General features: G+C 66.3%; 20 protein-coding genes. 13 read left to right on the top strand and 7 right to left on the bottom strand.

Annotated features, from left to right (window positions below; translation table 11 throughout):
• Nucleotides 1-42 precede the first annotated feature (42 nt).
• Together ERC79_RS13825 and ERC79_RS13830 are read left to right on the top strand one after the other, a co-directional pair.
• Nucleotides 43-2,001 carry a histidine kinase gene (locus tag ERC79_RS13825; RefSeq protein ID WP_131578985.1) on the top strand — a complete coding sequence of 653 codons (1,959 nt, stop codon included), beginning with the start codon at nt 43-45 and terminating at the stop codon, nt 1,999-2,001.
• A complete protein-coding gene (locus ERC79_RS13830) occupies nt 1,998-2,636 on the top strand; it encodes a response regulator transcription factor (protein WP_131578986.1) in 639 nt (212 codons plus the stop codon). The genes ERC79_RS13825 and ERC79_RS13830 overlap by 4 nt, the downstream gene beginning before the upstream one ends.
• Before the next feature lie 6 nt (nt 2,637-2,642).
• On the opposite strand, the gene ERC79_RS13835 is transcribed toward ERC79_RS13830, so the two are convergent.
• Nucleotides 2,643-4,337, bottom strand: coding sequence for an amidase (locus ERC79_RS13835; RefSeq protein WP_131578988.1), 1,695 nt, complete (start codon nt 4,335-4,337; stop codon nt 2,643-2,645).
• Nucleotides 4,338-4,597: 260 nt separating this feature from the next.
• Here ERC79_RS13835 and ERC79_RS13840 point away from each other — a divergent pair, with 260 nt between their 5' ends.
• The 3 genes from ERC79_RS13840 to ERC79_RS13850 all read left to right on the top strand — a co-directional run bounded on the left by ERC79_RS13840 (nt 4,598) and on the right by ERC79_RS13850 (nt 9,140).
• A complete protein-coding gene (locus tag ERC79_RS13840) occupies nt 4,598-5,812 on the top strand; it encodes an acetyl-CoA C-acetyltransferase (RefSeq protein ID WP_131578989.1) in 1,215 nt (404 codons plus the stop codon).
• A 31-nt stretch (nt 5,813-5,843) separates the two neighbouring features.
• Nucleotides 5,844-7,985: a 3-hydroxyacyl-CoA dehydrogenase NAD-binding domain-containing protein gene (locus ERC79_RS13845; protein ID WP_131578991.1), complete on the top strand. Its 2,142-nt coding sequence runs from the start codon at nt 5,844-5,846 to the stop codon at nt 7,983-7,985.
• A 135-nt stretch (nt 7,986-8,120) separates the two neighbouring features.
• A complete protein-coding gene (locus ERC79_RS13850; RefSeq protein WP_131578993.1) occupies nt 8,121-9,140 on the top strand; it encodes a type IV toxin-antitoxin system AbiEi family antitoxin domain-containing protein in 1,020 nt (339 codons plus the stop codon).
• A gap of 38 nt (nt 9,141-9,178) precedes the next feature.
• Here ERC79_RS13850 and ERC79_RS13855 read toward each other — a convergent pair whose 3' ends face one another.
• Both ERC79_RS13855 and ERC79_RS13860 read right to left on the bottom strand, forming a co-directional pair.
• The gene (locus ERC79_RS13855; protein WP_131578995.1) at nt 9,179-10,480 is read right to left on the bottom strand and encodes a class I SAM-dependent methyltransferase; all 1,302 of its coding nucleotides are present in this window, start codon (nt 10,478-10,480) and stop codon (nt 9,179-9,181) included.
• Nucleotides 10,477-12,051 carry an FAD-binding oxidoreductase gene (locus ERC79_RS13860; protein ID WP_131578997.1) on the bottom strand — a complete coding sequence of 525 codons (1,575 nt, stop codon included), beginning with the start codon at nt 12,049-12,051 and terminating at the stop codon, nt 10,477-10,479. Before ERC79_RS13860 ends, ERC79_RS13855 begins: the two co-directional genes overlap by 4 nt.
• Nucleotides 12,052-12,228: 177 nt before the next feature.
• Here ERC79_RS13860 and ERC79_RS13865 point away from each other — a divergent pair, with 177 nt between their 5' ends.
• The 3 genes from ERC79_RS13865 to recR all read left to right on the top strand — a co-directional run bounded on the left by ERC79_RS13865 (nt 12,229) and on the right by recR (nt 13,675).
• The gene (locus tag ERC79_RS13865; RefSeq protein ID WP_131578999.1) at nt 12,229-12,663 is read left to right on the top strand and encodes an SRPBCC family protein; all 435 of its coding nucleotides are present in this window, start codon (nt 12,229-12,231) and stop codon (nt 12,661-12,663) included.
• Between the two features lie 75 nt (nt 12,664-12,738).
• Nucleotides 12,739-13,056 (top strand): YbaB/EbfC family nucleoid-associated protein, encoded by a 318-nt coding sequence (locus tag ERC79_RS13870; protein ID WP_242676565.1) that lies wholly within the window; start codon nt 12,739-12,741, stop codon nt 13,054-13,056.
• Nucleotides 13,057-13,066: 10 nt separating this feature from the next.
• Nucleotides 13,067-13,675, top strand: a complete 609-nt coding sequence (gene recR / locus ERC79_RS13875) for a recombination mediator RecR (RefSeq protein WP_131579003.1) — start codon at nt 13,067-13,069, stop codon at nt 13,673-13,675.
• A gap of 7 nt (nt 13,676-13,682) precedes the next feature.
• Here recR and ERC79_RS13880 read toward each other — a convergent pair whose 3' ends face one another.
• Nucleotides 13,683-14,618 carry a LysR family transcriptional regulator gene (locus ERC79_RS13880; protein ID WP_131579005.1) on the bottom strand — a complete coding sequence of 312 codons (936 nt, stop codon included), beginning with the start codon at nt 14,616-14,618 and terminating at the stop codon, nt 13,683-13,685.
• 118 nt (nt 14,619-14,736) lie between these two features.
• Here ERC79_RS13880 and ERC79_RS13885 point away from each other — a divergent pair, with 118 nt between their 5' ends.
• Nucleotides 14,737-16,083 (top strand): NAD(P)/FAD-dependent oxidoreductase, encoded by a 1,347-nt coding sequence (locus tag ERC79_RS13885; RefSeq protein ID WP_131579007.1) that lies wholly within the window; start codon nt 14,737-14,739, stop codon nt 16,081-16,083.
• A 27-nt stretch (nt 16,084-16,110) separates the two neighbouring features.
• Here the strand turns inward: ERC79_RS13885 and ERC79_RS13890 are convergent, their stop codons facing one another.
• From ERC79_RS13890 to ERC79_RS13900, 3 genes are all read right to left on the bottom strand, one after another.
• Complete coding sequence (locus ERC79_RS13890; RefSeq protein ID WP_242676566.1) at nt 16,111-17,082, bottom strand: oxygenase MpaB family protein; 972 nt, start codon at nt 17,080-17,082, stop codon at nt 16,111-16,113.
• Nucleotides 17,052-18,575 (bottom strand): aldehyde dehydrogenase family protein, encoded by a 1,524-nt coding sequence (locus tag ERC79_RS13895; protein ID WP_131579009.1) that lies wholly within the window; start codon nt 18,573-18,575, stop codon nt 17,052-17,054. Before ERC79_RS13895 ends, ERC79_RS13890 begins: the two co-directional genes overlap by 31 nt.
• Nucleotides 18,576-18,723: 148 nt before the next feature.
• The gene (locus ERC79_RS13900; protein ID WP_131579011.1) at nt 18,724-19,593 is read right to left on the bottom strand and encodes an alpha/beta hydrolase; all 870 of its coding nucleotides are present in this window, start codon (nt 19,591-19,593) and stop codon (nt 18,724-18,726) included.
• A gap of 179 nt (nt 19,594-19,772) precedes the next feature.
• Between ERC79_RS13900 and acsA the strand changes: the two genes are divergently transcribed.
• The 4 genes from acsA to ERC79_RS13920 are packed head-to-tail and all read left to right on the top strand — an operon-like array spanning nt 19,773 to nt 24,670.
• Nucleotides 19,773-21,551 (top strand): acetate--CoA ligase, encoded by a 1,779-nt coding sequence (gene acsA / locus ERC79_RS13905; protein WP_131579013.1) that lies wholly within the window; start codon nt 19,773-19,775, stop codon nt 21,549-21,551.
• A complete protein-coding gene (gene pdhA, locus ERC79_RS13910; protein WP_131579015.1) occupies nt 21,548-22,558 on the top strand; it encodes a pyruvate dehydrogenase (acetyl-transferring) E1 component subunit alpha in 1,011 nt (336 codons plus the stop codon). Before acsA ends, pdhA begins: the two co-directional genes overlap by 4 nt.
• On the top strand, nt 22,539-23,525 hold the full coding sequence (locus tag ERC79_RS13915; protein ID WP_131579017.1) for an alpha-ketoacid dehydrogenase subunit beta: 987 nt from the start codon (nt 22,539-22,541) through the stop codon (nt 23,523-23,525). Before pdhA ends, ERC79_RS13915 begins: the two co-directional genes overlap by 20 nt.
• Complete coding sequence (locus ERC79_RS13920; protein ID WP_131579019.1) at nt 23,522-24,670, top strand: dihydrolipoamide acetyltransferase family protein; 1,149 nt, start codon at nt 23,522-23,524, stop codon at nt 24,668-24,670. The genes ERC79_RS13915 and ERC79_RS13920 overlap by 4 nt, the downstream gene beginning before the upstream one ends.
• Nucleotides 24,671-24,754: the final 84 nt, after the last annotated feature.

The raw sequence follows: 24,754 nt of genomic DNA on the forward strand, positions 1-24,754 counted from the left end.
CGGGTCCATACTGCTCGACGGAAGGATATGCAGGGAGGGGACATGACCGAGCCGAAGTCGGGGGGCGGCGCGCCAGTCGCCGCCGCTACGGTCGCCCTGACCTGCTGGACGGTGGTCGTCCTCGCCATCGTGGCCTTCCTCGCCGCCGATCCGACGATCGATTCGAATCAGCTCTTCTTTCTCGTCGATGTGGTCGGTTCCGCGGTGTACGGCACCGTCGCCGGCGTCGTACTGGCTCGACGCGTTCACCCGGTCCCGATCATCCTCGGGGCGGCGGCAGTCGGGATCGGGCTCGCCGCATTGGGCTACAGCTACTCGCAGTGGGCGGCGGTGCAGCCCGGGCTGCCGGGGGCGGCAATGCTGTCGCCACTGCAGAACACGGCGTGGATTCCGGGCACTCTGGCGCTCTTCCTCATCATTCCCTGGCTCGTTCGTGATCACCGGCTGGACGCCGCTGCCCGCGTTGGACTGGTCGCCGGTGTGGCGGTGACGGCCTGGTTCTTCTGGGCCCGCACGTTCGCCGGGGTTGCGCCCGTCCCGCTGATTGCTCCTGTCGTGACCGTCGGGTTCGCGGCCGCCGCAGACGTGGCCCGGCGGTGGCGGCGGGGCCCCGTCGACGAACGCGTCGGATTGGGGTGGCTGGCACTCGGAACAGTACTGATGGCGCTGTCGTTCGTGCCGCTGATGCTGCCGCCGACGTGGCCGGGCCTGTGGATGTTCACCCCCGTGATGCACCTCGTCGTTCAGCCGTTCTTCCTCGGTGCGATCTTCGTTTCGATACTGCGACAAAGGATGTGGGGTCTGGACCTCGCGGTGAGCCGTGCGGTGGTGATGGGCAGTCTCACCGCCCTCCTGATCGTGCTGTACGTCGTGGTGGCCACAGTTCTGGGGCGATTGCTGCCGACGGGTACCTCGGCGGGGGCGCAGGTGGTTGCGGCAGCGGTGGTCGCGGTGGCTGTGCAGCCGTCGCGGATCTGGTTGCAACACAAAGTGCATCGACTGGTGTACGGCGACGGCTCCGATCCGACGCGGGCTGTGCTGGAACTGGGCCGGCACTTCGGCAGCGCGGAGTCTCCGACGGCGCTGCTCGACGGGCTTGCGGCCGGAGTGGGGCTGGGGCTGCGGCTGGAATCGGTGACGGTGCGCGGTGACGACGACGGGGTGATCGCGCAGTGGGGAACCCCGTCCGGCGTGGCCGAGTCGGTGGACTTGACATATCGGGAGGCGTTGGTAGGCCGCATCGCGGTAACTGCGCCGCCGGGCGAAACCCTCGGCGTCCGATCGCGGAAGTCTCTGGTGGAACTCGCTTCTGTTGTCACTGCCGGATTGGTGGTGCTGCGGTCCTCCGAGGAACTGGAGGCGGCACGCCACCGCCTCGCCTCCGCTCGTGCCGAGGAACGTCGGGTGATTCGCCGGGAACTGCACGACGGTCTGGGGCCGTCCCTCGCCGGCATCCGGCTGGGGCTCGAGGGGGTCCGCAATCTCCTCACCGACGATCCCGTCGCTGCGACAGCGTTGCTCGATGCGCTCCAGGAGCAACTCGACCACCAGGTCGACGGCGTGCGCCTGCTCTCGCGGAGCCTGTTTCCGCCGGTCCTGGACGAACTCGGCCTCGTCGCGGCGCTCGACGATCTCGCTGCCGGTCACGCCCGCAGCGGATTCGAGCTGGAGGTGGACGCCGACGTCCCGCCGAAGCTGGATGCCCGGACCGGTGCGGCGGCATACGGCATCGCGGTCGAGGCCGTCACCAACGCGCGCCGACACAGCGGCGCGCCCGGGTGCCGGATCGAAGCGTCGTGTGTCGCGGACGGTACCGGTCTGCCGATCCTCACCCTGGTCGTCCGAGATCGGGGACGTGGTTTCGATGCGTCCGGGCCGGCCGGCGTCGGTACCCGGTCGATGTGTGAGCGTGCCGGTGAACTGGGCGGAACGGTCACGATCGAATCTGCTTGTCCAACCGGCACGGTCGTCACCGCCCGGCTACCGTTGACGACGTCATGAGTGCCATCGCCGTCGCCGTCGTCGACGATCATCCGGTGTTCCGGCTGGGCATGGTCGCGTTGCTGTCCACGCTGGACGACATCGAGGTGGTCGCCCAGGCCAGCTCTGCGGCAGAGGCGCTCGAGGTCGTCGATGGCGGCGTGCACGTGGTGCTGATGGATCTCGAGCTGGGCGACGGCTCGGGGGTGGAAGTCACCCGTGTGTTGCGCTCGCGGTTCCCGGGGCTGCGCATCCTCATGGTAACCATGCATGAGGATGAGGAATCGTTGATCGCCTCGATCCGCGCCGGTGCCGGTGGTTATCTGGTCAAGGGCGCCGGCCCCGACGAGGTGGAACGAGGAATCCGGGCGGTCGCGAATGGTGAACTCATCGTCAGCGCTGCCGTCGCCGCAAAGGCAATGACGGCCGTCTCGGCCCCACCACACCGGGTAACGGCGTTCCCTGAGCTGACCGAGCGGGAATGCGAGATTCTCGACCTGGTCGCCCGCGGCTGCGACAATGCGAGCATTTCCCGTCGCCTGGTGCTCAGCCCCAAGACGGTGCGAAACCATGTGTCCAACGTGCTGTCCAAACTCGGACTGCCGGATCGATCCGCGGCCATCGTCCGAGCGCGCGAGGCCGGGCTCGGTGTCTGATCCGCGTCAGATCGCCGCGGTCGACAGGGTGGGAACGAATCGGTGGCCGAATCCCACGTTGCCGGTGTTCGTGGGGTCCGGTCCCGGGCCGGGAGCGCTGACATGGGATTCGGGGATGACACGCGATGCCGGCGCAATCGGTGGCGCCTCCTGCCAATCAGGCCGGGCCCGTTGCAGTTCCAGCGCAATCTCGACAAGTGTGGCCTCGTCCCAGGGGCGCCCACCGATTTGGACGCCGAACGGAAGCCCGGTCGCCGCCGAGCGGCCCGCGGGCGTACTCACCACCGGAGCACCACTGATGTTGGCCCATCCCACGGCCCCGGTGATCCCGGCGAAGACGGAGATTCCGGCAATCTCGACGCGTCTGGAACCGTCCACCTTCGATCCGGGCACGAGCACCGCGTCGAGGTCGTTGTCGGCGAACATGCGGTTGTAGTCGTGCTGGAATCGCAGGCGATTGCGTTCCGCCGTCAGGTAGTCGATCGCCGGTATGGCCAGCGAAGCCACAGCGGCAGTCACAGAGATGGCGTTCTCCGGCCGGTATGCGTCCAATCGATCGGTGAACTGGCGGTGATAGCTGCCCATCTCGACCTGGTCGCCTGCGAGCAGGTCCGGTGGAAAGATCGGCATCGAGATGTCGACGAGGGCGCCGCCCAGACGCCGGACGAGATCGAGGAACTGCTCGAAGAGGGCGCCGAGTGCGGCCGGCAGCTCGTTCACGGCGCTCCGGTGCACACCGAAACGCTTGCCGGACAACGGTGCCGGCCCGCCCAGGGCCGCAATTCGGTAACCGTCGGCGGGAACTGGTGGGCCGACGGAAGTGGTGGGGTCGTCAGGATCCTCGCCAGCCATGTGGGAGAGCAGCAGGGCCGCGTCGGCGACGCTGCGGCCCATCGGGCCGACGTGGTCACGTGTCCACGTCAGGGGAATGACGCCGCGGGTGCTGCATCGGCCGAATGTCGGCTTGATCGCGGAGATGCCGCACGCACTCGCGGGTAGGCGCAGCGAGCCGCCGGTGTCGGTGCCGGCCGCGCATGGCGCGAACCGCGCCGCGAGGACCGCGGCGCTGCCGCCGGACGACCCACCGGGGGAGAACTCGGTGTTCCACGGGTTACCCACCTGCTCGGTGGCGACGCCGATCGCGAACTCGTCGGTGTGCGCGTGGCCGAGTAACACCATCCCGGCGTCTCGTAGCCGCCGCCACACCGTCGAGTCGCCCGCGGCGATATTGCCCTCGAGGACCCGGCTCGACGCCGTCAGCGGCAGACCGGCGACCGCGAAGAGGTCCTTGAGCGCGATGGGCAGCCCGCACACGAGAGGCGGCGCGGCACCGGTGTTGTTGCGTCCGCGCGCGGATAGCCGTTGTGCCGCCGCGTCCGCCGCGGCGTATGCCATCTCCGGATAGATCCGCACCCACGCGCCGATGTCGCCGTCGTGTTCGGCGCTGCGGGTCAGACACGCGTCCAACAGCTCTCGCGGATGCATGTCGCCGGATTGCAGCAGGCTCGCGGCCTCGGTGGCGCTCAGTAGCGCCGGGTCGGTGACGGTGATCGTCCCGGGACCAGGCAGGCCCGGCGCCGGTTTCGTGCGCGCCGCGGCGGGACGTACCCCCGCTGCCGCGGCGCTCACGCCGATCGTCGCGGCTCCGAGGAACCGGCGTCGGGTCAAACCCGGTACCGTACCCGGGGCTTCGTGTGGCATCGCCGTCCTCCCGTTGATACTGAGTGGAACTGAGACTAGCGGCGATCGGACTCGCGGGTCGAAGTGGCGGCGGGGCCACCGCGGTGATCGCCTCGGTCACACTCCGGGATCGCTTCGGTCCTTCACGGCGAATGGAACGCGTTCTATGGTGAGGTGCGCAGAGGTCTGGGCCTCGTACCGAGCAGTGCCGTCGACATGACAGCCGCGCCGCCGATATGAACGGAGGCGCTGCAGACGTGAACAGGAAGGAACACCTCACAGTGACCACAGAGGCATTCATTTATGAAGCCATCCGAACCCCACGCGGCCGGGGCAAGAAGACCGGATCGCTGCATTCGGTCAAGCCGATCTCGCTGGTCACCGGCCTGATCCAAGAACTGCGCACGCGCTTCCCCGATCTGGACGAGGACCGTATCTCCGATCTGATCCTCGGTGTCGTCACCCCGGTCGGTGACCAGGGCATGGACATCGCCCGTATCGCCGTCAACGACGCCGGGCTGCCCGACACCGTCGGCGGCGTGCAGCTCAATCGCTTCTGCGCCTCCGGCCTCGAGGCCGTCAACATGGCCGCGCAGAAGATCCGGTCCGGCTGGGACGAGCTGGTCATCGCCGGTGGCGTCGAATCGATGTCGCGCGTGCCGATGGGATCCGACGGCGGCCCGTGGGCGCTGGACCCGGCCACCAACTACGACAACTACTTCGTACCGCAGGGTGTCGGCGCCGACCTGATCGCCACGATCGAGGGCTTCTCCCGCGAGGACGTCGACGCGTATGCGGTGCGCTCGCAGGATCTGGCCGCGAAGGCGTGGACCGGCGGCTACTTCGCCAAGTCTGTCGTCCCGGTCAAGGACATCAACGGCATCACGATCCTCGACAACGACGAGCACATGCGTCCCGGCACCACGGTCGAGAGCCTGGCGGGTCTGACTCCCGCGTTCGCGATGGTCGGCGAGATGGGCGGCTTCGACGCCGTCGCGCTGCAGAAGTACCACTGGGTCGAGAAGATCACGCATGTGCACCACGGCGGCAACAGCTCCGGCATCGTCGATGGCGCCGCGCTGATCCTGGTCGGCAGCGAGCAGGCCGGCAAGGACATGGGCCTGACCCCGCGTGCCCGCATCGTTGCGACCGCCACCTCCGGTGCCGACTCCACGATCATGCTCACCGGCCCGACGCCGGCGTCGAAGAAGGCGCTCGCCGCGGCCGGCCTCACCGTCGACGACATCGACCTCTTCGAGATCAACGAGGCATTCGCCTCCGTGGCGCTCAAGTTCCAGAAGGACCTGAACATCCCGGACGAGAAGCTCAACGTCAACGGCGGCGCCATCGCAATGGGTCACCCACTCGGCGCCACCGGCGCCATGATCACCGGAACCATGGTCGACGAGCTCGAGCGCCGCGGCGCCAAGCGCGCCCTGATCACGCTGTGCATCGGCGGCGGTATGGGCGTGGCCACCATCATCGAGCGCGTCTGACGCTCAGCGGACAACCAGGAGAGACGAAACAGTGAGCGATCAGAACATCATCGGCTGGGAGCAGGATGCCGACGGCATCGTAGTCCTGACCATCGACGACCCCAACCAGGGCGCGAACACGATGAACGACCGGTACATCTCCTCGATGCGGGCCACCGTGGACCGGCTGTACGCGGAGAAGGAGTCGATCACCGGCGTCGTGCTGACGTCTGGCAAGAAGACGTTCTTCGCCGGCGGCGATCTGAAGAGCATGATCAAGGTCGGGCCCGAGGACGCGCAGCAGATCTTCGAGCACTCCCTCAATCTGAAGGCGGACCTGCGTCGCCTCGAGACTCTCGGCAAGCCCGTCGTCACCTGCATCAACGGTGCGGCGCTCGGTGGCGGCCTCGAGATCGCGCTCGCGACGCACCACCGCATCGCGGCGGACGTCAAGGGCGTCAAGATCGGCCTGCCCGAGGTCACCCTCGGCCTCCTGCCCGGCGGCGGCGGCATCGTCCGCACCGTCCGGATGTTCGGTCTGATGACCGCGCTGACCCAGATGCTGCTGCAGGGCCAGCAGCGCGGCCCGGTTCAGGCCAAGGAGGTCGGCCTGGTCGACGAGGTCGTCTCCTCCGTCGAGGAGTTGGTCCCTGCCGCCAAGGCGTGGATCAAGGCCAACCCCGAGTCCGGCGTGCAGCCGTGGGACGTCAAGGGCTACAAGATCCCCGGCGGCACCCCCGCCACTCCGGCATTTGCCGCGAACCTGCCGGCAATCCCGGCGAACCTGCGCAAGCAGCTCAAGGGCTCCCCGATGGAGGCGCCGCGCGCAATCATGGCTGCCGCCGTCGAGGGCTCGCAGGTCGACGTCGACAACGCGCTCCTCATCGAGTCCCGGTACTTCACCAACCTGGTGACCGGCCGCGTCGCGAAGAACATGATCCAGGCGTTCTTCTTCGACATGCAGGCGATCGGCTCGGGCGCGTCGCGTCCGAAGGACATTCCCAAGCGCGAGATCAAGAAGGTTGGCGTCCTCGGTGCCGGCATGATGGGCGCCGGCATCGCGTACGTGTGCGCCAAGGCCGGAATCCCGGTGGTGCTCAAGGACGTCACGATCGAGGCCGCGGAGAAGGGCAAGGCGTACTCCGAGAAGATCGAGGCCAAGGCGCTCTCGCGTGGCAAGACCACAGAGGAGAAGTCCAAGGCTCTGCTCGCGTTGATCACGCCGAGCGCGGATCCGGCCGACTTCGCGGGCGTCGACTTCGTCGTCGAGGCCGTCTTCGAGTCGCCCGACCTGAAGAAGAAGGTGTTCCAGGAGATCGAGGACATCGTCGAGCCCGACGCTCTCCTCGGCTCGAACACCTCGACGCTGCCGATCACCGACCTGGCGACCGGCGTCAAGCGGGCCGAGGACTTCATCGGTATCCACTTCTTCTCGCCCGTCGACAAGATGCCCCTGGTCGAGATCATCCGCGGTGAGAAGACGTCCGACGAATCGCTGGCCCGCGTGTTCGACTTCGTGCAGGCGATCCGCAAGACCCCGATCGTCGTCAACGACTCGCGCGGCTTCTTCACCTCCCGCGTGATCGGCACGTTCGTCAACGAGGCGATCGGCATGGTCGCCGAGGGCATCGAGCCGGCCACCATCGAGCAGGCGGGCATGCAGGCCGGCTACCCGGCGGCGCCGCTGCAGCTCTCGGACGAGCTGAACCTGACGCTCATGCAGAAGATCCGCGCCGAGTCGAAGGCCGCCGCTCAGGCCGAGGGCAAGGAGCTTCCGGCCGACCTCGCCGGCGACGTCATCAACTACCTCGTCGAGGGCAACGACCGTAAGGGCCGCCTCGGCGGTGCCGGCTTCTACAACTACGAGGACGGCAAGCGCTCCGGCCTGTGGCAGGGCCTGCGTGAGCACTTCGACTCCGGTTCGGTCACGCCGCCGATCCAGGACCTCGTCGACCGCATGCTGTTCATCGAGGCCATCGAGACCCAGAAGTGCTTCGACGAGGGCGTCATCACGTCCACCGCCGACGCCAACATCGGCTCGATCATGGGCATCGGCTACCCGGCGTGGACGGGCGGCGTCAGCCAGTTCGTCGCCGGCTACGAAGGCGGCAAGGCGGGCTTCGTCAAGCGCGCCGAGGAACTCGCCGCCAAGTACGGTGAGCGCTTCACCCCGCCGGCGTCGATGAAGGACTAGTAGGCGCTGCGCGCCTGTGCGTGGTTAGCGAGTCCCAGCACTCGCTAACCACGCACAGGGGATTTATCCCCACCCTGTGGAATTCTCGGCGATCGACGGCCTTCGCTGTCGGTAGTGGGCGTGAAGGTGTCCGCCATGACTTCGACATCGCCCCTGCAGAGCCTCGTCGACGCTCAGTACGGGCTCATTACCGCCGCACAGGTATGTGCACTGGGCATTCCCAAATCTCAGGCACGGCATCGCGTCGAGTGTGGCCGGTGGCAACGAGTACTACGAGGCGTGTACGCCGTAACCTCCGGCCGACTGACGCGCGATGCGGTCTTGTCAGCAGCACTTCTGTACGGGGGCGATGCTGCACTCCTGAGCCACCGAACGGCGGCCGAGGTGTGGGGAATGATCCGCACCGATGACACGGCACCGATTCACGTCACGGTGCCGTACGGCAAATCGGCGCTTTCACAGCCCGTCTCTTACATCCAGAGTCCGGTGCACGGTTCTGCCGTCGTGCCAGGCGTCGGAGGTGTTCTCCATCCAGGTGTTGTCGTGCACCGTTCTCGGGCACAACGACATATCGGCGTCGAATTGGTGCCACCGCGCACGACACGGGCGGACACGGCCTTGGACGTGGCGATCGAACAGCCGACAGCACGTGAGGCGTACGTGTCGCTGATCTCCACCGTCACCAATGCGCGGATAAGGCTGGCGGACGTCCGAACACGGATGGAGGAGCGAACTCCGCGTCGATATCGCCGCGCCCTCGAATCTGCGGTTCGCCTTCTCGCGGACGGGGTCCAATCGATGCTCGAGTATCGCTATGCGGTCGACGTCGAGCAGGCACACGGTCTGCCCGGGGCCAACCGGCAAGGCCCGGTGATAGTGGATGGGCGGACCCTGTACGAGGACGTCGACTACGGCGAGCACGGAGTTCCGTTGATCGTCCGCTTGGACGGTCGGTGGTCGCATTCGATGCGCGAAGTCCAGTTCCGCGACCGCAGGCGAGACAACGCTGCAGAACTCGCCGACCTACCCCGGTTGGTGTACGGCTTCGACGAGGTCAGCCTGACGCCGTGCCTGGTTGCGAAGGAAGTCGAAACGGTCCTCCGCCGTGAGGGATGGGTCAGGCTGACCAATGGGCGCTGCCGCGCCTGTGCGTGATTGGTGAGCGTGGACACTCACTAACCACGCACAGGGCGCTAGCCCTTCCACCACGGGCGCAGCGGCACGTGTGCCTCGCCGTTGGGGCCGAGCTTGACGGCCAGCACCTGGTGGAGCTGGACGACGTTGCGCTCGAATCCCAGTCGCGACCCGGCCATGTACAGGCCCCACACCTTCGCGGTACCTTCACCGACCTCGGCGACACACGCGTCCCAGTTCTCGACCAGGTTCCGGCACCAGCCGGCGAGTGTGAGCTGGTAGTGCTCGCGCAGGTTCTCTTCGTGCCGCACCTCGAGGCCTACGTTCTGGATCTCGCTGATGATCCGGCCCGATCCGGTGAGCTCCCCGTCGGGGAAGACGTACCGGTCGATGAAGCCGCCGGCCTTGGCGCCGCTGCGGTTGTCGGGGCGGGTGATGCAGTGGTTGAAGAGCCTGCCACCCTCGCGCAGCTTCGACTTCATGAATCCGAAGTAGGCGGGGTAGTTCTGGACGCCGATGTGTTCTGTCAGACCGATCGAGGAGATCGCGTCGAACCCGGTCTCGTACACGTCCCGGTAGTCGGAGTAGCGCACCTCGGCGAGTTCGGACAGGCCCTCCTCGGCGATTGCCTTCTGCGCCCACTCGGCCTGTGCGCGCGAGAGTGTCACACCGATGACCTTGACGCCGCGCCGGGCGGCGTAGCGCACCATCGAGCCCCAGCCGCATCCGATGTCGAGGAGGCGGTCGCCTTCCTGCAGTCCCAGCTTCTCGAACACCAATCGGTACTTGTTTTCCTGTGCATCCTCGAGGCTCTGGTCCTCGGACTCGTATGTGGCGCATGTGTAGGTCATGGAGGGGCCGAGCACCATCTCGTAGAAGGCATTCGACACGTCGTAGTGATGGTGGATCACTTCAGCGTCGCGAGTCTTGGAGTGGCGCAGCCCCTCCGCGAAACGGCGCCAGCGAGGCAGGTGCTCCTGGGGTGGGGGAGCGATGGGGCGCAAAAGGTCCCAGCCGAGTGACCGGGTGATGGCCGCGATCTTGGTGGGCGATGGGCGCTGGAATTGCAGGTTGCTCATCGCCTTGAGGATCTCGTACGGGTCGCCGGGGTGCACTCCGACAGCCTCGAGATCGCCCGAGACGTAGGCGCGGGCCATACCGAGATCGCCGGGCGCCGTGGCCAGGTATGTGGTGCCGCGGGCCGAGTTCAGGTGCAGCCCGTACGAGGCGTCCTCCGGGCCCGTCGCGCTGCCGTCGTACGCGGTGAAGCGCAGCGGTATTCGACCATCGGCGACGGTTTCGAGGATCTGCGCGATGCTGAGTTTCTGCGCCGTGTCAGGGTTCGTTCTGAGAGTTGTCACTTTCTTTGCACCGCCTTGGAATAGAGGTCCAGTAGTCGTGAATCGGGGTCGTAACGCTTCTTGACCTGTGTGTAGTGGTCACCGCCGTACAGCAGTGTGAACTCGTCTTCTTCGTAGAAGGAGTCGGAGTACAGGGACTTGTGCCCCTCGAGCTCGCTGACCTTCTTCTCGATCAGCCGGTTTGCTGCGCCCTCGGGCGCGCCGGGTTCGATCGGCACCGAGGACCAGAATCCGACGTTGACGTATGTGCGGCCCGGTTCGAGCGGGTACAGCGGCCACGGCCGCGGTGCGGCCTGTGTGTGGGGCCGCGGTGCGGCCTGTGTGTGGGGCCGCGGTGCGGCCTGTGTGTGGGGCCGCGGTGCGGCCTGTGTGTGGGGCCGCGGTGCGGCCTGTGTGTGGGGCCGCGGTGCGGCCTGTGTGTCGTGCTGTCCGGGGTCGGGACCGATGAGTGTGGGCTCGCGAAGGCGCAACGGGCACAGCCACAGCGGCTCGATCGGGATCTCGTCGAGGAACCAGTGCACGAACTCGGCTGTGCGCTCGATCGGTACCTCGATGTCCTGGACAACGCGTTCGCGCGGCGGCAGACCCTTTCGTGCCTCGAGCCGGTCGGCGATGTCGTACTTCTGGTCGAGGCCGATCAACTTCCAGTAGAAGCTGCTGCGCCGGTAGCGTTTCGGCCAGATTCGGCGGATTCTCGGGTTCTGTGTCCCGAATGCGCGCGAGCACCAGAACCAGTCGGTGTCCCAGCGCCACAGGTAGTCGTGGATGGTCAGGCGGTCGGTTTTCGGGTGGGTGATCGACTCGTGCTGGATGGACCGGTAGTAGATGTCCATGCCGGTGTAGTCGCTCACTGGACCCGGTTCGTCGGTCTGCTCTCCGAGTGTCAGATAGCACTCTGTGGCGGTGAACACGACGCCGTCGAGGTAGTCGACCGGGATCCCGTCCCAAGTGCGCTGTTCGACGATCCGGTCCATCGTGGCCTGCAGCTGATCCACACTGTCGAAGCGGAGATGGCGTAGCGCTACAAATGGTTTCACCGCTTCGAGCTCTATTCGCAATCGGGTCGAATACCCGAGGGTGCCATAGGAGTTCGGGAACGAGTGGAACAACTCGGCGTGCTCGCCGTCCGGTGTCGCAGTAACGATGTTGCCACTGCCGGTGAGTATGTCGATCTCCAGGACGGACTCGTGCGGCAGGCCGTTGCGGAACGACGTGGACTCGATGCCGAGGCCGGTCACGGCGCCGCCGAGCGTGATGGTCTTGAGCTGCGGCACCACGAGTGGCGCCAATCCGTACGGAAGCGTGGCGGCCACCAGGTTCTCGTACGTGCACATGCCGGCGACGTCGGCGGTCTGTGCGTCGGGATCCACCGAGATGACGCCGTCGAGGCCCGAGACGTCGAGGCCGGGGGCATTGGTCTTGGCGCGGGCCCGGAACAGGTTCGATGTCTTTTTCGCCAGCCGTACCGTTGCATCGGGTGGGATTGCTCGATAGCTGGACAGTAGGCGATCGACTCCCGCACGATGCGCGGCGAGCCCAGTTTCGCGGGATCCACTCGGAGAGACGGCCACCCCTTGACGCTATCGCTAGTCGGCCCCGCGTTCCACGGATATACCGGTGAGTCCGCGTTTCGCCAGGCGGCGGCTCCCATGGTGGTCCTCGTCGGAGTGAGGCGTGTGATCGCGATCATCACGGCCGAACATGCAGGATGGGATGGGGACACCCCTTCGATCAAGGAGAGATCTTCAGTGGCACAGGTCAGCGCCAGCAGTTCGATCACCACCACCGCGGGACCGGAGCAGGTTCTCGCTGCGTTGTCCGATTACGAGACGGTGCGTCCGCGGATCCTCCCGGAGCAGTACCTCGACTACCGGGTACTCGAGGGCGGCCAGGGCGCGGGCACGGTGGCGCAGTGGACCTTGCAAGCCACCGAGAAGCGGTCGCGGAACGTCAAGTCGTCGGTGACGGTCTCGGGAAACACGATCACAGAGCGCGACGCGAACTCGTCCATGGTCACGACGTGGGTGGTGGCGCCCAGCGGGTCCGGTGCGACCGTCACGACCACGACCGAGTGGAAGGGCGCCGGCGGCATCGGCGGCTTCTTCGAACGCACCTTCGCGCCCATCGGACTTCGCAAGATTCAGGAGAAGACGCTCGAGAACCTCGTTCGCGAGCTCGGCTAGTCCGCGTGACGGACTACGCTGGCGGAGCGACTTCGGAAAGGACGTAGGCCAGTGCAACCAGGTGGACAGCCCGATATGCAGCAGCTCCTCGCGCAGGCGCAGCAGATGCAGCAGCAGTTGATGGCCGCGCAGGCCGAGATGGCGCAGGCAGAGGTAACTGGACAGGCCGGCGGCGGTCTGGTGACCGCCACGGTCAAGGGCACCGGCGAGGTCGTCGGCCTGACGATCGATCCCAAGGTCGTCGATCCTGACGACATCGAGACATTGCAGGATCTGGTGATCGGCGCGATCGCCGACGCGTCCGGCAAGGCGCAGGAGTTCGCAGCGACCAAGCTCGGTCCGCTGGCCGGTGGCCTCGGTGGGGGCGGTCTGCCCGGCCTGCCCGGCTTCTGAGAGGCACGCGTTGTACGAAGGTCCCGTCCAGGACTTGATCGACGAGCTGGGCAAGTTGCCCGGCATCGGGCCCAAGAGCGCTCAGCGCATCGCCTTCCACTTGCTGTCGGTCGAGCCGCCGGACATCGACCGACTGCAGGCGGTGTTGCAGAAGGTGCGCGACGGCGTGCAGTTCTGCGTGGTATGCGGCACGGTCTCCGAGGAGGAGAAATGTCGGATCTGCGCCGACCAGCGTCGAGACCGGACCATGGTGTGCGTTGTGGAAGAACCCAAGGACGTGCAGGCGATCGAGCGCACCCGTGAGTTCAAGGGCCGGTACCACGTGCTCGGCGGCGCGCTGGATCCGCTCAGCGGCATCGGCCCGGACCAGTTGCGGATCCGGGAACTGCTGACCCGCATCGGGAACCAGGAGGACGGCGTCGACGTCGCCGAGGTCATCATCGCAACCGATCCCAACACCGAGGGTGAGGCGACCGCGACGTATCTGGTGCGGATGCTGCGGGACTTCCCGGGGCTGACGGTATCCCGGCTGGCTTCGGGGTTGCCGATGGGCGGCGACCTCGAGTTCGCCGACGAACTCACCCTGGGCCGCGCGCTGTCCGGGCGACGCACGATGTAGCGGTCGCCTACTGCGCTTTCGGTGTGCCCCTGATCTGCTGCGGTGGATTCAGGGGCACACTGGTCTGCCCGCTGATCACCGTCTGCCGCAACGAGTCGACCAGATCGAGCAACCCGGGTGAGGCCGCGCCGCTGCGGACGATCCCGCTGACCGGTACCCGCAGTCGGTTGTCGCGCTCGCGCATGACGCACAGCCCGGTCCGGGGCGCTTCGGTGACGGTGCTCGCGTAGAGAACCGTCCACGCCCGGGGATTGGTGATGACGTCGAGGATCGCGGTGTGGTCGCGCGCAATCGGCGGTCCGAGTTGGAAGCGCCGCCCGACGTCGGCGAAGGCATTCTCCACGACCGTGTGGATCAGGATCTGGCTGTGGCGCGGCGGCAGGAGCAGGGGGTAGGGCGCGAGTTCGCTCAGCTCGACGGTCGAGAAAGCGGACACCGGGTGCCTGCTCGACGTGGCAATCATCAGGTCCTCGACCCCGAGTTCCAGTGTCTCCAGGCCGGGACGGTCCACCTCCCCGCGGATCAGAGCGATATCGGCGTCTCCGGACGACACCGCGTCGACGCGGTCGGTGAAGTTCTTGATCACGAACTCGATGTCGAGGTCGGGGTGTCGTTCCCGGACGCGGGCGATGGCGTCGAGGCTCTGGGTCGCGAAACTCATACTCGCGGTGATCCGAATGCGGTTCCGCGGTTCCTTCGCGACGGCGAATGCCTTGGTCTCGAGACTCAACACCTCCTGTGCGATCGGTACGAGCCGGGAGCCGGCCGGGGTGAGCCGCACGACCCGGGTGGAGCGCTCGAAGAGCGACGCCCCCAGCTCCTGTTCGAGCTTGGTGACCTGGTGGCTGATCGCGGACTGCGAGATGAAGCAGCGTTCGGCGGCCCGGCTGAAGCTCAGCTCCTCGCTGACGGCCAGGAAGTAGCGCAGCTGACGGAAGTCCATGACGGCAGTTTACTTATGAGCGATCCAGATAACTGTTTTCCGAATATCCCTGATTACTAGCGCAAATGTACTTAGCGCTCCTACGGTGTTCCTCATACATCTCAACGAGGAGGTATCCGTGAGCAAGCAGGGCGCAGCAGTAGTCGACCGGACCGAAGTAGTCATCGTTGGTTCCGGATTCGGTGCCCTCGCTGCGGCGAAGAAGCTGGCCAAAGCCGGCAAGCCCTTCGTTCTGATCTCGGAGACCACTGAACATCTGTTCCAGCCGTTGCTCTACCAGGTGGCGACGGGTGTCCTCGCGGCCGGTGAGATCGCCCCGTCGGTGCGCGCGATCCTCGCGAAATACCCCAACGCCGATGTCCGGCTCGGCCGGGTCGTAGACGTCCACCCGGACAAGCAGGAGCTGGTTTACGAGGCTGCCGGCGAGCGGCACACCCTCGGCTACAGCTCGCTGATCGCCGCGACCGGCGCGCGTCAGTCGTACTTCGGCCGGGACGAGTTCGCGAAGGTCACGTACGCGCTCAAGACCGTCGACGACGCGGAGCGGCTGCGCGCCCAGATCGTGCGCTGCTTCGAAGAGGCGCACACCACCACCGACATGGAGCGCCGCAAGAACCTGCTCACCTTCATCGTGATCGGCGCCGGCGCGACCGGCGTCGAACTGGCCGGGCAGATCAAGGAGCTCGCGGGCCGGTACTTCGAGCAATCGATCCGCGGCGTCACCGCAGACGATGTCACCGTCACGCTTGTAGAGGGCGCGGGCGTTGCAATGCCCGCCTACGGCGGCAAGCTCAGCGAGTACACCAAGGAGTCGCTCGAGAAGTCGGGCGTCGAGGTGGTGCTGAGCACGTTGGTCACCGACATCGACGAGCACGGCGCGACGTTCAAGGCGCACGGCAGCGAGACTGGTGAGCGCCGCACGGCCGAGACCATCGTGTGGTCGGCGGGTGTACAGGCCAACGACTTCGCCGCAGTGCTCGCCAAGCGCGCCGACTGCGACACCGACCGTGCCGGTCGGCTGCTGGTCAACCCTGACCTCACGGTCGGCGGCCGGGCCGACATCTTCGCGGTCGGCGACATGACGTCGCTGAACAACCTGCCCGGACAGTCGCCCGTGGCGATGCAGGGTGGTCGGCACGTGGCTGCGACGATCCTCGGCAAGACCAAGCGCGGCACGCCGTTCAAGTTCCGCGACAAGGGCTCGATGGCGATCATCAACCGCTTCCGTGCGGTGACCAAGGTCAAGAGCATCGAACTCACCGGCTTCATCGCGTGGGTGCTGTGGCTTGCTGTGCACATGGTGTACCTGGTGGGCTTCCGTAACCGCTACGTCGCGGTGATGTCGTGGTTCGGATCCTTCCTCGGCCACCGACGCCCGCACTTCCACTATGCGCAGGAGCCGGCTCCGATCGAAGCGCCCGACGCCAAGATGCCCGACGACGAACTGGCCAAGTCGGCGGCGTAGTCCTCGGCACAACTCCCGGATCGGGGATCAGGCGCGCTTCGAATCCGGGACGTGTTCGACGCCGAGATCGCGCGGGCAGTATCCCGTCGGATACCCCGGGTAGGTGCGGTTGTTCGGGTCGCTGGCGGCCGCCGAGATGCGCCGCTTCGGCAGTCGGCGGACCACCGCGGACCGCGCCCGCAGACCTGCCTCCGCCACGGTACGCACCCGCGGTGATCCTTTCGGGAATCCGAACGCGGTCGACATCCGGTCGTCGATCAGGGCATACACCGCGGATGCCACCGGACGTTCGAGGCGCTTCGGATACCACGACTGGAACAGTCGGAGGGTGTACGAGCCGATCCGGTTGTTGTCGTCGCTGTAGACGAAGTGATCGCGTTCGTAGTCCGTCTTGAATCCGTGGAAATCTTGGTACGACTCCGGAATATCCTTGATGCCCATGCGGATACCGACCTGGCGATAGAAATGAAACGACGCCAGCCGCTCGTGTGGGTGCAACCGTCGCCAGCCGTACCGATCGATCCAGTCGATCGGGTCGTATACGAACGTCGACAGCACGTACCGCATGTCGTCATTCGAGATCGCGTACCGGCCGTGCATGCGGTTGATGTTCCGGAGTGACTGGCGCCCGCGATCCGAATCGTATCCGTGCTCCACCAACTCGCTCATCAACAGTGAGGTATCGTCGTACCGCTTCTGCGGGCGGTTCTCGAATTCACCTGTACGAGCGAGTAGTTCGGAGATCGTCGGCACGCAGTAGGTTCGGAACAGCGCGAACTCCAGGGCCCGCTGGTAGTCCCAGGGGAACTCGTAGCCCGCGGTAATCCGCACGATGTCCTGGTGCCGGGTCTCGGGATCGAGATTCGCGATCACCTTCACCCATCCGGACCTGCCGGATCCGGGACGGGGGTCGCGGTCGGGCGCAGGAAAGACGCCGGCTCGTCGGGAGCTGACGAGACTCATTGCCGTCACCGCCCGTGCCGGGACCGGAGCATCCACGCGGAGATCTTCATATCGCGCGCCGAACGCTCGAGGGTAAGCAGATTCAGTGGGGCCGAGAATCTCTGGACGGTAACCGCCTTCGGTCTGCTGAACTCGCGCAGGCCGTCGGCGCCGTGGATCCGGCCGAAGCCGGACTCGCCGATCCCGCCGAAGGGCAGCGACGGGATCGCGGCGAATCCGAGCACCGAGTTGACCGACACCATCCCGGTACGCAGTCGGTTGGCGATCTCGCGGCCGCGGGACTTGTTCTTGGTGAAGACCGAGGCCCCGAGGCCGTACGATGTGGCGTTCGCGCGCTCGACGCCCTCTTCGAGGCCGCGCACCTTGTTCACCACGACTGTCGGTCCGAACGTCTCCTCGCGTACTGCCGACGATTCCTCCGGCACCTCCGTGAGAATCACTGGATCGACGAATCTCTCATGTACCGAGCCGATTCCGCCGACAACGGCCCGTGCACCGCGGCTGAGGGCGTCGTCGATATGGTTGCGCACGATCCCGATCTGGCGCGGCAGCGTCATCGGCCCGTACGACGAGTCGTTCCCCGAGCCCGGCCGGATGCGGGATACCGCGGTGGTGAGCTTGTCCATGAACAGCTGGTAGACGGACTCGTCGACGTAGATTCGTTCGACGCCGGCGCAGGTCTGTCCGGCGTTGCCGAATGCGCCGAACGCCGCGAACTCGACGGCCTGGTCCAGGTCGGCGTCCTCCGCGACGAGCATCGCGTCCTTCCCGCCGCACTCGGCAACCAGTGGCGTGAGAGTCTCGGCGCATACCGCCATCACCTTGCGGGCTGTCGGACCCGAACCGGTGAACGCGATCTTGTCGACGCCTGCCCGGCACAGCTCGGCACCGGTCGCCCCGAGCCCGGTGATCACTTGCAGCACAGGCTGGCTCGGCGCGAGTGAATGCCACTTTTGCTCGAGCCACTTGCCCACACCCGGCGTGAGTTCACTGGGTTTGAAGACGATCGCGTTGCCCGCCGCGAGCGCGTAGGAGATCGACCCCATCGGCGTGTAGACGGGGTAGTTCCATGGGCCGATGACGCCGACGACGCCGAGTGGTTGGTAGCCGAGTGTGGCGGCCTGGTTGATGCTCACCAGACCGGACCGCACCCGACGGGTCTCGAGTACCTTTCTGGCATTGCGGGCGGCCCAGTCCAGGTGTTCGACCGCGAGCATCACCTCTAGCAGGGCATCGTCGTGTGGCTTGCCGGTCTCGGCGGATACGACAGTCGCGAGACCGGCGGCGTCCGAGGCGATCGCCTTCTTGAACTCGAGCAGCCAGCCGCGTCGACCGCGGAAGCCCTGGGCTTCCCACCATTGGGCTGCCGCCCGCGCTCGCTCCACCACCGCCGTCACGTCCGCCGCAGTAGCCACCGGGTAGTCGGCAAGCGCAGTGCCGGTACGGGGATCGAGACTCGCGAAGGTGGTGGGCGTCTCGCCGGGGGGTGTGGTGGGCGCCGCACCGCTCGAAGACAGTTCTCGGGTCATGATCGCGCGCCCTCCATGGGATCGCATCACACATACTGAATGTGATTTACTGTGGTGGCGATCACATTATGCGGCCTGGTGTGCGTCGACAACCCCATGTGCCGCGGAATTGGTGCTGCCGGATCGCCCGCGGGGCCGGATCTGGACATCACACGGCTGCTTCATCCGATTCGTGTGGAGGCGCTGTCAGCGAGCCCGTCACGATGTTGGTGATCACCTCTCCGAACTGACGTGGGTTGCTGATGAGCCACGAATGGCCCCCGGGCACCGTGATCAGCTTCGGGTGTCCCAGTCCGGCCCGGAGCGAGAGCAGGGTCGTCTCGGGGATCACCGTGTCCTGTGTGCTCCACACGATCACGATAGGCAATCTGCGCGTGCGTAATTCGTCAAGTTCGCTGTCGAGATCGGCGGTGCGGGCGAGGTGTGCCACCCGCCAGACCGCACGTGGGTTCCGGATCACGTTGGGCACAGCCTCCTGCAGAATCACCGGAAGCACACGAGTGATCTGGCGTCCGGGACCCAGGTCGGCCTGAAGGTGAAGTCCCCAGTCCCAGATGGGGCGATCGCGGCTCGCTCGCAGAATCCCGCGACCGTCGGTCCATTTCGAACCTCCGATCGAGTTCACCAGAACCAGTCGTGCGGCGAGGTCAGGAAAGTCGTGTGCGGTCATGATCGCGACTCCTCCGCCGAACGAGTGACCGACCAGTGTCACGGGGGTCGGGATATCGACAGCTGCGCAGAAGTCGGAGACCCAGCGCGCGTATCCGGGCAGGGTACGTTCCTCGAGAGGGAGATCGGAAGTTCCGCCGAAACCGGGAAGTGCTGGTGCGTAGACGCGCAGCTGGCGCGCCGTCAGCCGCGCCAGCGGACGTTTGTAAGCACGGTTCGTCAATGCCCAACCGTGCAGGAACAACACTGTCGGGCCGGCGCCTCCGACCCCGTAATGCGTTTGGCGCCCAGCAACGGTGGTGGTGTGCCATGTGATGCGAGCACCGGGGTCGGTCGGGACATCGTCCATGATTCGATCGAACAGCCGGTTGCCGCAACCGTCTAGGGCCCATCGACCCTGGTTCGGGTGAGCCACGCCAGGCGGGTTACCAGACGGGTGACATTGTCCCCTGTTGTGGGCCCGGGGTGCAGCGCACGATGGGGTGGTGGTCCGGTTTCCGACGAAGCCGGGCCGAGCCGGGAGTGATCATGATCCGGAAGACCGCACACGACCTGCGCGTCGTGCCGAACCTCGTCGACTACGAGGCGACCCGGGCGGCATTCACCTGGGATGCGATGGCGGCATGCCTCGACGGGCTGCCCGGCGGCGGACGCAACATCGGGTACGAAGCGGTCGACCGTCACGCGTCGGGACCGGCCGCGGACCGGGTGGCGCTCCGCTTCCTCGGTGGCGGCAATCCGCGGGATATCACCTTCGCGGAGTTGTTCAGGCTTGCATGCCGATTCACCAACGTCCTGCGCGAGCTCGGCATCGGAAAGGGGGATCGGCTGTTCATCCTCATGGGACGGATACCGGAGCTGTACGTGGCGATGCTCGGGAGCCTGCGGAACGGGACCGTCGTCACTCCACTGTTCTCCGCGTTCGGTCCCGAACCCATCGCGGCACGTCTGCAGCTGGGTGAGGGCAGGGTGCTCGTGACAACCGACCAGCTGTACCGCCGGAAAGTCGCGAAGATTCGTGACAAAGTGCCCACACTCGAGCATGTTCTGGTCGTCCCCTCGGCCGCCGGTGGCCCGCCGATCCCGGGCACACTCGACCTGGCCCGCTTGATGGCGGAGCGCTCGGATCGGGCGGGCGTCGAGCCTACCTCCGCCGACGACCCAGCCCTCATCCATTTCACAAGTGGGACAACAGGTAAACCCAAAGGCGCAGTTCATGTCCACGACGCCGTCGTTACTCACTATGCGACCGGGCTGTATGCCCTGGATTTGCATGCGGACGACACGTATTGGTGCACGGCAGATCCGGGGTGGGTCACCGGGACGTCCTACGGCGTCGTTGCCCCGCTCGTGCACGGAGTCACCTCGATCGTCGACGACTCCGATTTCGACGCCGACCGCTGGTACCGGATCCTCCAGGACCACGACGTGAGTGTCTGGTACACCGCCCCCACCGCCGTTCGGATGCTGATGAAGTCCGGCGGCGACCTCGCGCGGCGCTACGCCTTTCCCGAGCTCCGTTTCGTCGCGAGCGTGGGGGAACCACTCAATCCTGAGGCAGTGCTGTGGGGCAGTGATGTTCTGGGACTGCCGATCCACGACAACTGGTGGCAGACGGAGACCGGCGGGATCATGGTCGCCAACACTGCGGCCTTCGACATCAAGCCGGGATCGATGGGACGCCCGCTCCCCGGTGTGGACGCTGTCGTGGTCCACCGGCGGCCCGGCGGCACCGTGGAAGAGGTGGCGTCGCCCGGCGTCGACGGTGAACTTGCGTTGCGTGTCGGCTGGCCATCGATGTTCCGGGGCTACGTGGGCAACGAGAAGCGCTATCGCGACTGCTTCGCCGACGGACTCTATCTCACCGGCGACCTGGTGCGGCGGGACGAGGACGGCTATTTCTGGTTCGTCGGACGCATGGACGACGTGATCGAGTCGTCCGGCCACCTCATCGGGCCGTTCGAGGTCGAGAACGTACTGATGGAACACCCTGCCGTGAGTGAGGCGGCCGTCATCGGCAAGCCCGACCCGCTGGTCGGTGAGGTGGTCAAGGCGTTCGTCACACTCGCATCGGGCGTCGATGAACCCCACGACGTGGTGCGTCGTGAGCTGCTCGCGCACGCTCGCGTTCGGTTGGGTGCGGCCGTCGCACCCAAGGAGATCGACTTCGTCGACGAGCTGCCGCACACGCGCAGCGGCAAGATCATGCGCAGACTGCTCAAGGCCCGGGAATTGGGCCTGCCCGAAGGGGATACGTCCACCCTCGAGTCGGGTGCCGACGCGCACGAATCGCAGGTGCAACGATGACCACTACCGCATTGCCGCCGGACCGAGAGTCCGAACGCCGGTTGCTACTCGACATGGTCCGGATCCGCAGAATGGAGGAGAAGGCAGCGGAGCTCTACGGAGCCAGGAAGATTCGGGGGTTCCTCCACCTGTACGTCGGGGAGGAGGCCGTTGCCGTCGGCGCCCTGAGTGCGCTGCGTGACGAGGACGCCGTCGTCGCCACCTATCGCGAGCACGGTCACGCTCTCGTACGTGGGGTGTCGATGAACGCGATCATGGCCGAGATGTTCGGCAAGCGGGAGGGCTGCTCGCATGGTCGCGGCGGCTCCATGCACTTGTTCGATGCCGCGACGCATTTCTACGGCGGCAACGCCATCGTGGCCGGAGGTCTGCCCGTTGCCGTCGGCTTGGCGCTCGCCGACCGGATGCAGGGCCGGAAGAGCGTGACCGCCTGCTTCTTCGGAGATGGTGCGGTGGCGGAGGGGGCATTTCACGAGTCGATGAATCTGGCTGCGCTGTGGCGACTTCCGGTCTTGTTCTGCTGCGAGAACAATCTCTATGCAATGGGTACGGCACTCGAACGGGCACAGTCCCAGACCGATCTGTGTGTCAAGGCCGCGTCCTTCAAAGTACCGACGCTCAAAGCGGACGGGATGGACGTACTGGCGACCCGCGCCGCCACCGAGACCGCGGCGGGCCATGTGCGTGAGGGACACGGCCCGTTCTTCGTCGAATACGCGACCTACCGTTTCCGCGCGCACTCGATGTTCGATCCGGAGCTCTACCGAGACAAGACGGAAGTCGAGGAGTGGAAGAAGCGCGATCCCATCAAGGGCTATCGGGCACGGCTGGAGGACGCAGACTTGCTCTCGCACGAGGAGTTCGCGGCTGTTCAACGGTCGGCGGACGAAGAAGTCGCTGCAGCAGTCGATTTCGCAGAGTCCGGGACGCTCGAGAGTGTGGAAACACTGGACGAGGACGTGATGACCCCGATGGAGGAAAGCCACCATGAGGCTTACTTACCGTGAGGCTGTTCGGGAATCGATCCGCGACGCGATGCGGTCGGATCCGCGGGTGTTCCTGATGGGCGAGGACGTGGCCCGCTACGGGGGAACCTATGCAGTGTCGACGGGTCTGCTGGACGAGTTCGGGCCGGAACGGGTCCGCGACACACCGCTATCCGAACTGGGCTTCGTCGGCGTCGGAATCGGTGCGGCGCTGGGTGGAATGCGTCCCATCGTCGAAGTCATGACGGTGAACTTCAGCCTGCTTTCGCTCGACCAGATCGTCAACACCGCGGCGGCGCTACGGCACATGTCCGGCGGTCAGTTCTCGGTGCCGTTGGTGGTCCGCATGGCCACCGGAGCAGGACGCCAGCTCGCCGCACAGCACTCGCACAGCCTCGAGTGCTGGTATGCGCACATCCCGGGGATCACCGTGCTGGCTCCGGCAACCGTCGAGGATGCACGCGGAATGCTCGCTCCTGCACTGAAAGATCCGGATCCGGTGGTCATCTTCGAACATGCCCAGCTCTACAACCGGTCCGAGGAGACGGGGGATGCGCCGGTGGACATTACGTCGGCCCGAATTCGCCGGGCCGGAGATGACGTCACACTGATCACGTACGGAGGCTCACTGCCCAAGACACTCGACGCCGCGCAGACGCTATCCGAGAAGGGCGTCAGCGCCGAGGTGGTGGATCTGCGGGTGCTGCGACCACTCGACACCGACGTGATCATGCAGTCGGTCCGCAAGACCCACCGAGCGCTGGTGGTCGACGAGGGGTGGCGCAGTGGGAGCCTCGCGGCGGAGGTGATGGCCCGCATTGTCGAGGAGGCGTTCTTCGATCTCGATGCGCCACCGGCCAGGGTGTGCAGCCGGGAGGTGCCCATGCCGTACGCCCGTCATCTCGAGGAGGCGACCCTTCCACAGCCGGACAAGATCGTCGCGGCGGTGGGCGCCCTCGTGGGTTCGCTTCGAGGGAGCACACTTTGATCGACTTCACATTGCCGTCACTCGGCGCCGACATGGACGAGGGTCGGCTCGACGAGTGGCTCGTAGCGCCGGGTGATGCCGTCGAACGCGGCCAGGTGGTTGCGGTCGTCGAGACCGCGAAAGCCGCAGTGGAAGTGGAATGCTGGCAGGAGGGCACCGTCCACCAACTGCTGGTGCCCGTGGGGGAGACCGTCCCGGTGGGGCAGGTGATCGCGACGTTGCTCGAGCCCGGGGAGGAGCCACCCGCTGTCACACCCGGGCCGCGGACGCCACCCTCCAGCGAAGGACGCCGCCGCATCACTCCCGCGGCACGGCAGGCCGCCGCAGACCGTGGCATCGATCTCGGAGCGATCGCAGGAACGGGGCCCGACGGTGCCGTCACCCTCGATGACGTCCGCGGAGCAACACCGGCGCCCGCTGCCGTGGGAGCAGTGGAACCGGCCCCGAGCGGCGGGGAACGGGAGCCTGGCGGTGTCGACCGCAGCACGGAGACCAGGCGAGCGATCGCCGCCGCGATGAGCCGGTCCAAACGGGAAATCCCGCATTACTACCTCACCCAGCCGGTTCCGCTCGAGGCCACGCTCGAGTGGCTGAATCGAGAGAATGCGAGTCGTCCGGTCACCGAGCGTCTGTTGCCGGTAGTACTCCAACTCAAGGCAGTGGCATTGGCTGCACACGAATACCCCGACATGAACGGATTCTGGTCGGACGGGTGCTTCCAGGCCGCGGAATCGGTCCATGTGGGCGTCGCGATCGCGCTCCGTCAGGGCGGGTTGGTTGCGCCGGCACTTCACGACGTCGCGAGCAAGAGCCTCCAGCAGATCGGCTCCGACCTGTCGGATCTGGTGAGGCGAGTCCGGGTCGGCAGCATGCGGAGTTCCGAGATGTCGGATCCCACATTGACGGTCACCAGCCTCGGCGATGAAGGCGTCGAATCCGTGCTCGGTGTCATCTATCCACCGCAGGTGGCGCTGGTCGGATTCGGGAAGCCGATGGAGAGGGCGTGGGTCGACGACGGTCGGGTGCGCGCGGTGCCCACGCTCGTCGCCAGTCTCGCCGCGGATCACCGCGTGAGCGACGGTCGGCGGGGTGCGCTGTTCCTTGCGGCGATCGCCGATTTACTGCAGCACCCGGAACGGTTGTGACGAATGATCGTGGACGGCGGGTGGACAGACGAGGAATCCCGAGGGGCGGCCGCCTCCGATCAAGTACGTTCCGCCCCGCTGAAA

The organism is Rhodococcus sp. ABRD24, from assembly GCF_004328705.1.
Lineage (GTDB): Bacteria > Actinomycetota > Actinomycetes > Mycobacteriales > Mycobacteriaceae > Prescottella.

What these genes read in the sequence shown, in the direction of transcription:
- ERC79_RS13895 (WP_131579009.1), bottom strand. Translation starts at nt 18,575, where the DNA reads ATGACCCGAGAACTGTCTTCGAGCGGTGCGGCGCCCACCACACCCCCC.
- ERC79_RS13880 (WP_131579005.1), bottom strand. Translation starts at nt 14,618, where the DNA reads ATGGACTTCCGTCAGCTGCGCTACTTCCTGGCCGTCAGCGAGGAGCTG.
- pdhA (WP_131579015.1), top strand. Translation starts at nt 21,548, where the DNA reads ATGACCACTACCGCATTGCCGCCGGACCGAGAGTCCGAACGCCGGTTG.
- ERC79_RS13915 (WP_131579017.1), top strand. Translation starts at nt 22,539, where the DNA reads ATGAGGCTTACTTACCGTGAGGCTGTTCGGGAATCGATCCGCGACGCG.
- ERC79_RS13900 (WP_131579011.1), bottom strand. Translation starts at nt 19,593, where the DNA reads ATGGACGATGTCCCGACCGACCCCGGTGCTCGCATCACATGGCACACC.
- ERC79_RS13835 (WP_131578988.1), bottom strand. Translation starts at nt 4,337, where the DNA reads ATGCCACACGAAGCCCCGGGTACGGTACCGGGTTTGACCCGACGCCGG.
- acsA (WP_131579013.1), top strand. Translation starts at nt 19,773, where the DNA reads ATGATCCGGAAGACCGCACACGACCTGCGCGTCGTGCCGAACCTCGTC.
- ERC79_RS13825 (WP_131578985.1), top strand. Translation starts at nt 43, where the DNA reads ATGACCGAGCCGAAGTCGGGGGGCGGCGCGCCAGTCGCCGCCGCTACG.
- ERC79_RS13830 (WP_131578986.1), top strand. Translation starts at nt 1,998, where the DNA reads ATGAGTGCCATCGCCGTCGCCGTCGTCGACGATCATCCGGTGTTCCGG.
- ERC79_RS13870 (WP_242676565.1), top strand. Translation starts at nt 12,739, where the DNA reads ATGCAGCAGCTCCTCGCGCAGGCGCAGCAGATGCAGCAGCAGTTGATG.
- ERC79_RS13850 (WP_131578993.1), top strand. Translation starts at nt 8,121, where the DNA reads ATGACTTCGACATCGCCCCTGCAGAGCCTCGTCGACGCTCAGTACGGG.